The following is a 12,811-nucleotide window of genomic DNA, read 5'->3' on the forward strand; positions in this document are numbered from 1 at the left end:
CGGCCGCCAGCACCACGAGCACTGCCACCGCGGCGCTCGCACGCCCCCCGGCGACGACGCCCCTGACTCCCCCTCGGCTCGCGAACATCGAACGTCTCCCTCGCGCGCTCGCGCGGCTTGGCCACCGACCGCGCGCGCGAGTATAGAGGTCTCTCGCTCGCATGCGATCCGCGCGCCGCTCTTCGTCCCGATCCGTGCTGGCCGCGTCGCTGATCGCGCTCGTCGCGAGCGCCTGCCACTCGCCGGTCACGCAGCTGATCGTGGTGGTCGAGTCCGATCTCGACGCGTCGCGGATCGCCCGCGTTCGCCTGGAGATCGACGACGAACGGCGCGACGTGGACGTCACCGCCGCGGGCCTGCCCTTCTCGTTCGGGGTGCGCGCGCGCGACGAGCATGCTGACCAATCGGTCACGATTGCCGCGGCGGCGCTCGACGACGCCGACGCGATCGTGGTCGGCGCGCGCGCGATCGTGCCCTTCGTCCGCGGCGAGACGCGCCGCGTCGTGGTGCGCCTCGAAGCGTCGTGCGTCGGGCGCGCGTGCGGCGATGCGATGACGTGCCGCGCCGGCACGTGCGTGGCGCTGGCGATCCCGGTCGCGGAGCTCGATCGCGTCGCGCCCGGCGACGAGCTCGACGACCTGCCGCCCTTCCCCGACGCCGGTGTCGACGCCGGTCCGACGTGCACACCGGCGTGCACGCACGACGAGACGTGCACGCACGAGGGCTGTCGATGCGGCGAGCGCGCGACGTGCGGCGAGGCCGCGCTCTGCGATCGCGGCGAGTGCGCGCCCTGGCCGCGGAGCTGTGACGCGATCGGGCGCGGTCGCGGGTGCGAGCTCGTGGCGATGCCCGGCGGCACGTTCGCGATGGGCGACGAAGAAGCGGCGTCGTCGGGCGGCACCGGTGCGTTCCCGGTGCAGCCCGGCGTCCGCGTGAGCCCGTTCGTGATCGATGCGTACGAGGTCACCGTCGCGCGCTTCCGCGCGTTCTGGGACGCGGGACATCCCGCTCCGAGCGCCCCGGTCGCGTACCCCGGCGGCCGCAGCCTCGCGCTCGACGGTCCCGTGGTCGATCCCCTGGATCGCGACTTCGAGCCGCAGTGCAACTGGTCGGCGACGCCGGGCGCGCTCGAGGCGCATCCGATGAACTGCGTGACGTGGTCGACCGCGCTCGCGTTCTGCGCGTGGGACGGCGGACGCTTGCCCACCGAGGCGGAGTGGGAATTCGCGGCGCGTGGGCACGCGCTCGGCGGGCTCGCACCCGGTCGCGACTTCGCGTGGGGCGACGAGCCGCCGGACGGCGCGGCCGGCGGCCGCTGCGATCGCGCGCAGGCGTTCGAGTGCGCCGGCGACGACGACGCGTGGACGCGCGAGGTCGGCGCGTTCGCGCCCGTCGCGGGTGTGTTCGATCAGATCGGCAACGTCACCGAGTTCACCGCGGATCACTACGACTTCTACGGCGTCGGCGAGGGCGGCTGCTGGCGCGGCACGATGCCGCTCGATCCGCTGTGCCGCCGCACCGGCGAGGATCTCGAGGTCACGGTGCGCGGCGGTGGGTATCCGGCGCTGTTCGTCAGCTCGCTGATGGGCGCGGCGCGCGGCGCGCTCGAGAGCGACGGCGCGTACCCCGCGATCGGCTTCCGCTGCGTGCGCTGATCAGCGCGCGCCGACGACGAGCTGAAGTCGCTCGCGCGCGACGCCGAGCCGCGCGCGGAGGCCCCAGCCGAACGCGACGCGATCATCCTCGATCCCGTCGCCGAAGAGCACGCCGCCTTCGTTCATCTCGCTCGTGATCTCGAGGCGCGCCGAGCCCTCGACGAGCCCTTCCGTGATCGACGTTCCCGTCGCGGGGCTGGGCCACGCCTCGCGCACGAAGAACGCGAGGCACGCCTCGGTCGGCGCCGGCAGCGCGAGCTTCGTCGCGCGCTCGCGCGCGATCGATCGTGCCCACCCGGTCGAGCCCGTGCCGGTCGCGACGATCAGCCCCGAGCTCGAGTGACGCTCCGTCGCGCGCTCGCGCACGATGCGGTAGCGCGCGGACTGGTGCGTGCGGTGTCCGACGTAGATCTCGTTGAGCGCGAGCAGGCGCTGACCATCGTCGAGGCGCGCCTCGACCATCGTGCGCGCCTCGATCACCGCGCGCTGCTCGACCGTGCGCCGCAGCACGAGCTCGAGCGCGTCCACCTCGTGCCGCACGAGCACGCCCGCGACGCGCGCCGGCTCGGGGTTCACGCCGATCACGCGCTGCCCGTCGAGGTACTTCGCGACGTTCGGCACGAGCCCGTCCTGCCCCACCGCGACGACGAGATCCTCGGGCTCCCACACGAACCGCGAGAGCTCGGCCCGCGGAACGCGAGCGCGCCGCCAGCGCAGCGGGATCTGCTGCGACACGCGCGTCAGCACCTGCTCGAGCGCGCGGTGGCGCGCCTCGACCTCGTCGATCTTCTGATCGCGCTGCTCGAGGAAGAAGCGCGCCTGCTCGCGCGTGCCGTGACGCGCCATCAGCTCCTCGAAGTCGGTGGGCCGCGTGACCACGACCACCCGCGGGGTGCTGCCCATGTCAGCGCGCCTGGTTCTTCGCCTCGAGCGCGCGCGTCCCCGCCGTCGCGAGCTCGGTGAGCATCGGGCCGAGCGCGTCGGCGCCGACGTGCAGGTGGTCGATGCGCTGCAGCTTCGTCGCGAGCTCGCGCGCGGCGAGCGCGGCGAGCACCGCCGGCGGGACCTCCTTCTGGATCGCCATGCGCTCGCGCTCCATCTCGACCTTCGCGCCGTCGACCGCGCGGATCGACGCGGCCTGCGCGTCCGAGCTCGTGCGCAGGCGCGCGGCCTCGGCGTCGCTCGCGATGCGCTTCGCCTCGGCCTCTTCGGTCGCCTGGCGCTTGCCGTTCGCGCCGCGCTGCGAGATCAGCTGCTCCTCGCGACGCGCGAGCTCGATCTGGTTCTGCAGCTCGTTCTCCTGGATGGCGCGCTCCTTCTCGACCGCGAGCGCGCGTCGCGCGAACGCCGCCTCGTCGGCCTCCTGCTGGATCCGCTCGCGCATCGGCGCCTCGAGCGCGCGCTCGAGATCGGGCGTCGGCGCGATCGACGAGATGCGCACGCTCGCGACGCCGAGCCCCATCTGCGCGATGCCTTCGTCGGACGCGAGCGCAGCGTGCACCCGCTCGCGCACCGTCGCCGGCCCCTCGCGCAACACCTCGCGCAGCGGCGTGCGCCCGATCCACTCCGACGCGTGCTGCTGCGCGAGCTGCGCGACGTGCAGCGCGATCTTCTCGAGCGGCTGCTCGAGGTGCACGCCGCGCTGCGTGTCGATCGAGAAGTCGACGTGCTCCGCGAGCGCCGCGGGATCGATCACGCGGTACGTGAGGACGCCCTGCACCGTGACGTCCTGGAAGTCCGACGAGCGCGCGCGCATCGCGAGGGGCAGCTCGCGATCGTCGACCGGCACCTCGGCGATGGACGCCGTCATCGGGAAGAACCAGAACGCGAGGCCACGACCGCTCTTCACGAGCGAGCCGCGCTTGTAGAGCAGCACGTGCGAGCTGCTCTCGGCGCGCAGGTGACGCACGAGCACGAAGCTGCGGATGTCGGCCACGGGAACCTCCTTCGCGAGCGAGAGAGCGCGCCGATCACACGGCGGAGCGACGCGCGAACCGATAGAGCTCGGCAGGCCGGTGATCGACGCCGGTCTGCAGATCGCCGGTCGCCTCGAGCTGCCCCGAGGCGAGCATCCGGCGGCGGAACGAGTCCTTGTTGAGCGGGCGACCGAGCACGGTCTCGTGCACGCGCTGCAGCCCCGCGAGCGTGAAGCGCTCGGGCAGCAGCTGGAACCCGATCGGCGTGTAGTCGAGCTTCCCGCGCACGCGCTTCACGGCCATCCCGAGGATGTCGGCGTGATCGAACGCGAGCGGGAGCGCGCGACCGTCCGCGCCGATCGCGTCGACGGGCCCTCCGGTCTCGCCCTCCCAGGGCACTTCCAGCGTCGCGACGCGCGTCTCCTCGCGCGCTTCGGCGAGGCGCGCGGGATCGACGAGCGCGTAGTGCGCGACGGTGATCACGCGGGTGCGCGGATCGCGCTTCGGCGCGCCGAACGTGTAGAGCTGCTCGAGGAACACCCGGCGGATCCCGGTCTTCTGCTCGATCACGCGCGCCGCCGCGTCGTCGAGCGCCTCGTCCATGCCGACGAACCCACCGGGCAGCGCCCAGCGTCCGCGGTACGGCGCCGCGTCACGACGAAGCAGGAGCGTGCGCAGCGCGCCCTCGTCGACCGTGAGCAGCGCGACGTCGACCGCGACCGAGGGCCGCTCGAAGCGCGAGACGTCGTAGCCCTCGGGGACCTCGCCGTCGTCTTCCTGATCGGAGCGTGCTCGCTTCGTCATCGCGGCCGCGACCTTCGCTGCATCATGCATCGAACCTTGGATGCAAGACGCATCTTAGTCAATGACCTGCGACGAGATGAGCTCCGAGCGGAGGCGGACACGAGCACGCGTCCGCCTTTCGTCCCGCTCGGTGCTCCGGCGACCCGGCGTCAGTCCGCGACGAGGAGAAGACCGCGCTCGTGCCGCAGCAGGATCCGATCCTCGCCGACCGCGACGAGCCCGCTGAACACGGCGCCGGTCGCGAGACGGACCGGCTCGTCGAGGGTCCAGACACCATCGGTGTGCCGCAGCGTGCGGGCCTCGAGGCCCACGAGGTTCCACGACTCGTCGCGCGCCTCGCTCGCGAGCCGCATGCCCCCGATCGCCGTGAACGTGCTCGGCGCGGCGAATTGCGCGAGGGAGCCGGTGGCCGCCGAGATCGGATCCGTCGCCGCGAGCAACGCCGCGAGGTCCAGCACGTACACGCGATTGCCGCTGCCCGCCGATCCCGCTCCGGCGACGACGACGTCGCCGATGCGCGCGACGCTTCCGCTCCAGTCGCCCATCTCGCCGACCGCGCGGCGCGCCGTGGTCGCGCTCACGTCGCGGAGGTAGAGCCCCTGCGAGCTCCCGTCCGATCCCGCGATCGCCAGGCCGTTGATCACGAAGCGCGTCGCATCGAGCCACTCGCCGTCGTAGTTCCCGTTCGCAGCGACCTCGCTCGTGCCGCCCGCGGAGACGTCGATCTCGAACACTCCGCCGACGAAGCCCGCGTCGCCCGTCGTGTACCCGAAGATCGCGCGCGCCTCGTCCGGGCTCACCGCGACGTAGCCGCCCGGATAGAGCGCGTCCGCCGCGTGCCCTTCGTGCGTCGTCGTCGCGACGGTCTCGGGCGCCGGCGCGCTCCCGCTCGGATCGAGCGTCCAGCGCGACAGCGTGAACGTCGTCGTCGTGCCCACCGTCTCCGCCGTGACCTCGTACACGCGCGGCATCGCGCCCCCCTCGGGCACGACCACTTCGATCGGCCCGCTCACCGCGCGGCACACGTTCGCGACCGGCACGAGGCCGTCCGCGAGCGCCGCGTCCATCGCCGCGACGTCCCCGCCGCACGTCGCGACGCACACGCCGCGCAGGCACGCCTCGCCCTCGGCGCACGCCGGATCACACGGCGCGACCCACGCATCGGGCGCGACCCACGCGTCCGGCGCGACGTACGCGTCGACCGGCGCCTGCGCGTCGCCTTGCACGACCTGCGCGTCCGTGCCCGCGTCCGACGCAGGCGTCACGCCGTCGTCGTCGCCGCACCCCGTCGCGATCACGAGGGCCGCGAAGAGCCCACTCCAACCACTCAGCCTCGCTCGATCCATCACGCGCTCCGTCCGGAGCCCGTCCCCGCGGGCCCGTTCGCACACGCGTGCGCCGATCACGATCGCGATCGAGCGAACCGTCGCCCGATCCACCCCGATCGAGCGCACGCGCCGCGCACACGGCAGGTCTCCTGGCTCCCGGATCGTCCGTCGCGGACCACCTTCCCGCCGCGCCCCGCCGCTCACACGACGAGCACGCGCAGTGGTGACTCGGTGCGCTCGCACCGCGTCCGCGCCGTCCCCGGTCACAGTGGCGGGGGCCGCGCCGGCTTCTCACCGGCTTCCCTCTTCCGCGACGAGCAGGTGCCCGTCGCTTCCACGCGGCGCGCCCTGACCGAGCGTGCCGCGACCGTGCGCGCGAAGGATTTGTCAATGACGAACGCGGTCGCCGTGCGGCGACCGAGGGCCGCGTCCTACCCGAGCACCACCCCCCACGCAAGACGTGCTGGCGTCGCGCGCCCGCGGAGGCGACACTCGGGCCCATGCGTTGGACCCGCACGTGGGTCGCGGTCCTGGCGACCGCGCTCGCGCTGCTCGCGACCGGCTGCCCGAGGATCTGCGAGACGAGCGATCGTGCCCCCGTTCCCGATGGCGTCACGCCTCGTTTCGGTGTGCTCGCGTACGACGAGACGCGCACCGAGATCACGTTGCTCGACGAGGTCGGCACGCCGATCGAATTCCCCGAGGCCGACGACCCCGCCGAGCTCACCGACATCTGGCTCGACGCGACGTACGAGTGGGAGGATCAGCTCGCGACGATCGGCATCGGGCTCGACGGGCGCATGCCCTGGACGCAGCTGCCCGGCGGCGGCCTGACGATCGCGACGGCGCGTTACGGCCGCGAGCTCGTGCGCTTCCCGTTCGACACCTCGCCGCCCCAAGAGCTGCGGACCACGCCGATGCTCCTCGCGCGCCCCGAGGCGAGCGGCGGTCAGGTGCTCGATCTGTTCGTGTCGTTCGCGAGCGAGACCCCGGACGACGAGGACGTCGACACGCTCTATGCGCTGCGCGCGCCGGGCGTCGATGGCGAGACCGCGTTCGGCCAGGACGTGCTCGTCTTCGAGCTCGATCCCGAGAACGACGAGGGCGGCGCGGTCGTCGACTCGATCTCGCTGATCGGCACCGTCGAGGGCGCGCCGCCGCGCCCCGAGCGCATGGTGCCGCGCTTCGATCGCCTCTACGTCGGGCTCGACGGTTACCAGGCGCAGGGCTCGGCCGAGGGCAACGATCTCGTCGCGCCCGCCGCGCTCGCGATCGTCGATCCCGCAGGGCGTCGCGTGGTGGGCACGTTCCGCTACGACGCGACCGATCAGGAGCTCTTCCGCTGCGCCGAGGTCGCGCCGAGCCTCGATCCCACGAGCGATCCGACGAACGTCGTGCGCCTCGTCGTCGCGTGCCGCGGCGTCGGCGGCGACGTGACGACGCGCGCGGAGAGCGCAGGCATCGTGGAGCTCCTCGTCGAGCGCGATCCCGACGACGCCGAGCGCGAGCCAGTGGTGACGCTCGAGAACGTGTGGTCCTCGCAGTCGTTCTTCGCGACGTTGCCCTCGCGCGGGCTCGTGCCGCTGCCAGGTCGTGCGGCCGCGTTCGTGAGCGCGGGGAGCATCGAGGAGACGCTCGACGACGCGCTCTACGTGGTCGATCTCGACTCCGAGGAGGCGATCCGCATCCGCGTGGCGTCGGCGCCGCTCTTCCCCGACGAGCTCTCGGGCATGGGCACCGGCGCGTTCCTGCCCGAGGGCCCCGAGAGCGGCCTGCTCGTGTGGCCGCTCGCGCGCCGCGGCGTGCTGCGCCGCCGCATCCGCACCGTGACCGCCGCGGATGGCGAAGGCCGCGACGTCGTGGTGTGCCCGAGCGACCACTCGGCGTGTCTGCCCGAGGACGAAGCGCTCGAAGATCCCGTCGACCTCTGCAACAGCCTGCTCGTGGATCAGGTCCGGTTGCTCGACGCTCCTCCTCCCGCCCCGGTGCCCTGATCGAGATGCCGCAGGTCGAAGGCGCAATCATCGGAGATCGCTACCGTCTCGTCCGCAAGATCGGCGAGGGCGGCATGGCGAGCGTGTGGGAGGCCGAGCACGTCGCGCTCGGCAGCATGCTCGCGGTGAAGTTCCTGCATCGCACGGCGCCGAAGGACAGCGAGGTCGCGCAGCGGTTCCTGCGCGAGGCGCGCGTCGCGGCGTCGGTGAAGCACCGCAACGTCGTCGACATCAACGACTTCGGGTTCACCGACGACGACGTGCCCTACATGGTCATGGAGCGTCTCGTCGGCGAGTCGCTCGCGGACTATCTCGCGAACATCGGACCGCTCGACTTCGACGAGGCCGCACGCCTCGCGTCGCTCACGCTGCGCGGCCTGAGCGCGGTGCACGACGCCGGGATCGTCCATCGCGATCTCAAGCCCGACAACATCTTCCTCATCGACGACGAGGACGGGCGCTTCCCGAAGCTGCTCGACTTCGGTCTCTCGCGTCGCGCGGGCCGCACCGACATGACGATCGAGGGCACCCTGATGGGCACGCCCGATTACATGTCGCCCGAGCAGGCGCGCGGTCAGACCGATCTCGACGCGCGCACCGACATCTACTCGATGGGCGTGATCCTCTACGAGATGATCGCGGCGCGCATGCCGTACGAGTCGGAGCTCGTCGGCGATCTGATCGCGATGATCGCGCGCGATCCTCCGACGCCGGTCCGCGCGCACCGCCCCGATGCGCCCGACGAGCTCGTCGAGGTCATCGAGCGCGCGATGTCGAAGAACCGCGAGGAGCGCTTCCCGAACGCGCGCGAGATGCGCAGCGCGCTCGTCGATCTCTGGGGCGGCGCGTTCCACGATCCCGGCTCGGGGCTCACCAGCCTCTCCGAGATGCCGCTGCCCAACACCGACGGGCCGGGCTCGTCGGGCAGCGCCCCCTACCCGCGCCTGTCGACGCCGACCGGCAACCTTCGTCGTCCGCGTCCGCGCTCGACCGCGAGCGGCGCGCGCGTGAACCCCGCGCTGCCGCCCCGCCCCAGCACGAACACGCGCCCGAGCCAGCGCGAGTCGCGCGACGACTCGACCGCGCGCCGCGCCGCGGTGGTCGCGAGCGATCCCGCGCTGAGCTCGCAGGAGCGCGTCGCGCTCGCCGACGCGCCGACGCTCGCGGCGATGCCCGCGCAGAGCCCGTACTCGAGCACGCGCCCGCCGCCGCCCGCGCCGACGGGCTCGCCGTCGCGCTTCACGTCGCTCCTCGCGCTCGCGCTCGCGGCCGCGACCGGCGCGACGTTCGCGTGGGTGTGGCTCGCGAACGCCGGCACCGACGAGGAGCCGAGCGCGATCGGCGCGACCGCGGCCTCGGCGATGATCGACGCGGGGATCGGCGCGCGGGCGAGCGCGCTCGACGCCGGCGTGGCGCTCGGCACGACGCAGGTGCCGAGCACGTCGGGGCTCGACGCCGGCTACGACGCCGGCCCCGCGAGCGAAGAGGACGAGGTCGACGAGCCGCGCCGCGGCACGAAGCAGCGCGCGACGAAGCGCCGCGGCACCCGGCGTCCGGCCAAACGTCGCGGCGGCCGACGCCGCTGAGGGTCGGCTCTCGGAGGCCGCGGGAGCGGCCTCCTCGCGCGCTCACGTCCCGCCGATCACCAGCACCAGCACGAACGTGAGGACCAGCGCGATCGCGACCGACGCGCCGACGATCCACGCGTTCGACGTGCCCTTCAGCACGTCCTTGCGCGTCTCCGCGATCTGCTCGCCGAGCGGCTCGGTCGGCAGATCGATCTGCGCGAGCGCGGCCTGGAAGCGATCCGCGTCCTCCGGGCGCTCCGCGCGATCGCGCGACGTCGCGCGCTGCAGCAGCGTCACGAGCGACGACGGGGTCTTCGCGTGCATCGCGGGCGGGAGCGCCGGGAGCTGCTCGGGCGGATCGCTCGAGAGCTCGTTGGTGCTCACGCGCGTCCCGGTGAGCGCCTCGTAGATCATCGCCGCGATCGCGTACACGTCCGTGCGCGCGTCGAGCACGCGGCGCGCCTCGTCGGGCTTCACCGCGTCCGCTTCGGCGCTCGCGACGGGACGAACCAGCTCCGCGAGCCCGAGATCGATCACGTGCACGCGCCCCGCGTCGTCGAGCAGCACGCGCTCGTCGGAGAGCACGCCGTGCACGAGCCCCTCGCGGTGCACCGCGCCGAGCGCGCTCGTCAGCTCCTGCGCGATGCGCAGCGTCTCCGCGAGATCGACCTGCTTCGCGTCCTCGACGAACGCGCGCAGCGTGCGCCCCTTCACCGGCGCCGAGACGAGATAGAGGCCGCGCGGATCGTCGCCGACGTCGTAGATCGCGGCGAGCCCCGGATGATCGATCGCCATCGCGCGCTGCGCGTCGGCGATCAGCCGAGCACGACGATCGGGCTCGAGGTGCACGCTCTCGGGCAGCACGCGGATGCGCAGCGGGCCGCGCTCGCGATCGTTCTCGTCGTCGCCGAGATAGATCGCGCCGAACGCGTCCTCGCCGAGCTTCTCGCGAACGCGGAAGTGCGCGATGCGGTCGGGGATGGGTTGCGTCGTGTGAGTGGGCTCCACGCTCGGATCACATAAGCGCGGGGTGCCCACCCACCACGATCGAAGGCCTCAGTCGGTGGCGGCCGAGCCCGCTCCGATCGGCGCGGTCTCGAGGAACTTCCACTGCTCGTTGTCGCGCTGCATGCGCAGCAGCTCCCACTCGTCGCGGAGCAGCGCGACGGGCTTGCCGTCGATGTCGGTCACCGCGAGCGGGATGCGGCGCGCTTCGAGCTCCTTCGTGTCCTTCGCGCCGTCGACCCAGCGCGCGAACGAGTACGGCAGGCGATCGAGCGTCACCTTCGCGCCGTACTCGTGCTGGAGCCGGTACGCGAGCACCTCGAACTGCAGCACGCCGACCACGCCGAGGATCGGATCCTTCTCGCGCCCGGGCTGGAAGAAGAGCTGCAGCGTGCCTTCCTCCGCGAGCTCGTCGATGCCCTTCTGCATCTGCTTGCGCTTGAGCGGATCGAGCAGCGTCGCGCGCGCGAAGAACTCCGGCGAGAAGCGCGGCACCGCGTCGATCGCGACCGGAGGCGAGCCGGTCGAGAGCGTGTCGCCGATGCGGAAGATCCCGGGGTCGTGAAGGCCGACGACGTCGCCGGCCCACGCCTCGTGCACGGTCTGGCGCTCCTGCGCGAAGAGCTGCTCGGCGCGCGCGAGCCGGATCTGCTTTCCGAGCCGGTAGTGGTTGACCCACATGCCGCTCTCGAACTTGCCCGAGACGATGCGCACGAACGCGATCCGATCGCGATGGTTCGGGTCCATGTTCGCCTGGACCTTGAAGACGAACGCCGCGAAGCGATCCTCGCCGGGCTCGACCTTCCCCACGTTCGTCACGCGCGCGCCGGGCTGCGGGCAGATGTCCTGGAACGCCTCGAGGAACGGCTCGACGCCGAAGTTCGTGAGCGCGCTGCCGAAGAACACCGGCGAGATCTCGCCCTTCAGGAAGCGCTCCTGATCGAACGAGTCGCCCGCGCCGGTGACGAGCTCGACCTCGTCGCGGAAGTTCTTCGCGAGCTGCTCGCCCACGAGCTGATCGATCTTCGGATCGTCGATGCCGCTCGTCTGCATCGGCACGCGCGACGCGTTCTTCGCGGTGCGATCGAACGTGAGCACACCCTTGCTGTCGACGTCGTAGACGCCCTTGAAGTCCTCGCCCGAGCCGATCGGCCAGGTGCGCGGCACGGTGCGCATGCCGAGCACTTCCTCGATCTCGCTCATCAGCGCGAAGGGATCGCGCGCCGGGCGATCGAGCTTGTTCACGAACGTGACGATGGGCGTGCCGCGCTGGCGGCACACGTGGAAGAGCTTCTTCGTCTGCTCCTCGACGCCCTTCGCCGCGTCGATGAGCATGATCGCGCAGTCGGCCGCGGTCAGCGTGCGGTACGTGTCCTCGCTGAAGTCCTGGTGGCCCGGCGTGTCGAGCAGGTTGTAGCGGATGCCGCCGTACTCGAACTGCAGCACCGAGCTGGTGATCGAGATGCCGCGCTTGCGCTCGAGCTCCATCCAGTCGGACGTCGCGGCGCGCTGCGCCTTGCGCGCGTGGACCGCGCCCGCGGTGTGGATCGCGCCTCCGTAGAGCAGCAGCTTCTCGGTGAGCGTGGTCTTGCCCGCGTCGGGGTGGGCGATGATGGCGAACGTGCGTCGCCGCTCGAACTCGTGGGGCATCGGCTGCAGCTCGGTTGGAAGCGGGCGAATCTAGGGCAAGAACCCGCGAGACGCACGAGGGCGACGGTCACGCATCGAGCTGGACGTCGACCAGGAGGTGCGACGCACGCGCACCGGCGAGGAACGTGAGGAGCTCGGCGTGGACGCGCGGGAGCGCGTCTGCGAACGGGCCGTCGGCGAGCGCCTCGGGCGGGATCGCGCTCAGCGCGCGCTCGAATGCCGCGACGTCGCGAGCCTCGAGCATCGAGACAAGGTCAGTCCGAGCGAGCTCTTCGAGGCGCGAGAGGAACCCGTGCCACACCCGGACCGCGTGCGTCGCCGTGCGCATCTGGACATCGCCCCCTTCGAACAACCAGCCGTACCACTCCTCGCCGAAATCGCGCTGCTGCGGGGTGCCGGCGCTGCGAGGTGGGTGGTGACCGCCGAGCGCGCGAAGCACGTCCTGCGCGAGAGGAAGCGGGCCGCTGCGATGCATGTCGGCGTGCAGCACCCACTCGCCGCCGCGCTGCTCCACGAGCACGAATCCCTCCGCGTCGCGAATGCGGAACGTCGGGCTCGCGCCGTGCCGCGCCCCCGGCTCCACGTGCGTGAGGCCCCGGCCGATCTCGGCCCGGAACGCTCGCTCCACGTCGTCGAACGACGGCGCCTCGAGCTCGAACGCGAATCGAAGGACGAACACGCCCATCGCTGACGAGCTTGCGTGCGAGCACGTGCCCGCGCATCTTCCGGCGCTCTCACCGGAAAGGAGGCTCGCCGTGCTTCTTGCGTCACACCGCTCCGCGTCGCGCCTCGCCGGCACGTCGAACCGCCGCGCTCGCTCCTGAGGAGCTCGAGCCGCGCTCGACAGGACCCGCGGGCCTCGCGCGGAGCTGCGCGCCTCTGCGCTCGTCG

General features: G+C 72.3%; 10 protein-coding genes and 1 riboswitch. Of the genes, 3 read left to right on the top strand and 7 right to left on the bottom strand.

Annotated features, from left to right (window positions below; genetic code table 11):
• Window positions 1-194: 194 nt before the first annotated feature.
• On the top strand, window positions 195-1,655 hold the full coding sequence (locus tag DB32_RS24345; RefSeq protein WP_053235035.1) for a formylglycine-generating enzyme family protein: 1,461 nt from the start codon (window positions 195-197) through the stop codon (window positions 1,653-1,655).
• Here the strand turns inward: DB32_RS24345 and DB32_RS24350 are convergent, their stop codons facing one another.
• From DB32_RS24350 to DB32_RS24365, 4 genes are all read right to left on the bottom strand, one after another.
• Window positions 1,656-2,558 (bottom strand): NAD(+)/NADH kinase, encoded by a 903-nt coding sequence (locus DB32_RS24350; protein WP_053235036.1) that lies wholly within the window; start codon window positions 2,556-2,558, stop codon window positions 1,656-1,658.
• 1 nt (window position 2,559) lies between these two features.
• Entirely contained in the window at window positions 2,560-3,591 is a 1,032-nt protein-coding gene (locus DB32_RS24355) for an SPFH domain-containing protein (RefSeq protein WP_053235037.1), read from the bottom strand.
• Window positions 3,592-3,625: 34 nt separating this feature from the next.
• A complete protein-coding gene (locus DB32_RS24360; protein WP_053235038.1) occupies window positions 3,626-4,375 on the bottom strand; it encodes an NUDIX hydrolase in 750 nt (249 codons plus the stop codon).
• Window positions 4,376-4,524: 149 nt separating this feature from the next.
• On the bottom strand, window positions 4,525-5,721 hold the full coding sequence (locus tag DB32_RS24365; protein WP_157069352.1) for a hypothetical protein: 1,197 nt from the start codon (window positions 5,719-5,721) through the stop codon (window positions 4,525-4,527).
• Between the two features lie 116 nt (window positions 5,722-5,837).
• Window positions 5,838-6,044: riboswitch (cobalamin riboswitch) on the bottom strand.
• 159 nt (window positions 6,045-6,203) lie between these two features.
• On the opposite strand from DB32_RS24365, the gene DB32_RS24370 reads away from it, so the two are divergent.
• Together DB32_RS24370 and DB32_RS24375 are read left to right on the top strand one after the other, a co-directional pair.
• On the top strand, window positions 6,204-7,697 hold the full coding sequence (locus tag DB32_RS24370; RefSeq protein ID WP_053235040.1) for a hypothetical protein: 1,494 nt from the start codon (window positions 6,204-6,206) through the stop codon (window positions 7,695-7,697).
• A 5-nt stretch (window positions 7,698-7,702) separates the two neighbouring features.
• Window positions 7,703-9,283 carry a serine/threonine-protein kinase gene (locus DB32_RS24375; RefSeq protein ID WP_053235041.1) on the top strand — a complete coding sequence of 527 codons (1,581 nt, stop codon included), beginning with the start codon at window positions 7,703-7,705 and terminating at the stop codon, window positions 9,281-9,283.
• Window positions 9,284-9,325: 42 nt separating this feature from the next.
• Here DB32_RS24375 and DB32_RS24380 read toward each other — a convergent pair whose 3' ends face one another.
• The 3 genes from DB32_RS24380 to DB32_RS24390 all read right to left on the bottom strand — a co-directional run bounded on the left by DB32_RS24380 (window position 9,326) and on the right by DB32_RS24390 (window position 12,605).
• Entirely contained in the window at window positions 9,326-10,273 is a 948-nt protein-coding gene (locus DB32_RS24380; protein ID WP_053235042.1) for a serine/threonine-protein kinase, read from the bottom strand.
• Between the two features lie 48 nt (window positions 10,274-10,321).
• Window positions 10,322-11,920 (bottom strand): peptide chain release factor 3, encoded by a 1,599-nt coding sequence (locus DB32_RS24385; protein ID WP_053235043.1) that lies wholly within the window; start codon window positions 11,918-11,920, stop codon window positions 10,322-10,324.
• Between the two features lie 67 nt (window positions 11,921-11,987).
• Window positions 11,988-12,605, bottom strand: a complete 618-nt coding sequence (locus DB32_RS24390; protein WP_053235044.1) for a hypothetical protein — start codon at window positions 12,603-12,605, stop codon at window positions 11,988-11,990.
• Window positions 12,606-12,811 lie beyond the last annotated feature (206 nt).

Origin of the sequence: Sandaracinus amylolyticus, assembly GCF_000737325.1 — a bacterium.
In the GTDB taxonomy this organism is placed as follows: domain Bacteria; phylum Myxococcota_A; class Polyangia; order Polyangiales; family Sandaracinaceae; genus Sandaracinus; species Sandaracinus amylolyticus.

What these genes read in the sequence shown, in the direction of transcription:
- DB32_RS24375 (WP_053235041.1), top strand. Translation starts at nt 7,703, where the DNA reads ATGCCGCAGGTCGAAGGCGCAATCATCGGAGATCGCTACCGTCTCGTC.
- DB32_RS24350 (WP_053235036.1), bottom strand. Translation starts at nt 2,558, where the DNA reads ATGGGCAGCACCCCGCGGGTGGTCGTGGTCACGCGGCCCACCGACTTC.
- DB32_RS24385 (WP_053235043.1), bottom strand. Translation starts at nt 11,920, where the DNA reads ATGCCCCACGAGTTCGAGCGGCGACGCACGTTCGCCATCATCGCCCAC.
- DB32_RS24390 (WP_053235044.1), bottom strand. Translation starts at nt 12,605, where the DNA reads ATGGGCGTGTTCGTCCTTCGATTCGCGTTCGAGCTCGAGGCGCCGTCG.
- DB32_RS24360 (WP_053235038.1), bottom strand. Translation starts at nt 4,375, where the DNA reads ATGACGAAGCGAGCACGCTCCGATCAGGAAGACGACGGCGAGGTCCCC.
- DB32_RS24370 (WP_053235040.1), top strand. Translation starts at nt 6,204, where the DNA reads ATGCGTTGGACCCGCACGTGGGTCGCGGTCCTGGCGACCGCGCTCGCG.
- DB32_RS24365 (WP_157069352.1), bottom strand. Translation starts at nt 5,721, where the DNA reads ATGGATCGAGCGAGGCTGAGTGGTTGGAGTGGGCTCTTCGCGGCCCTC.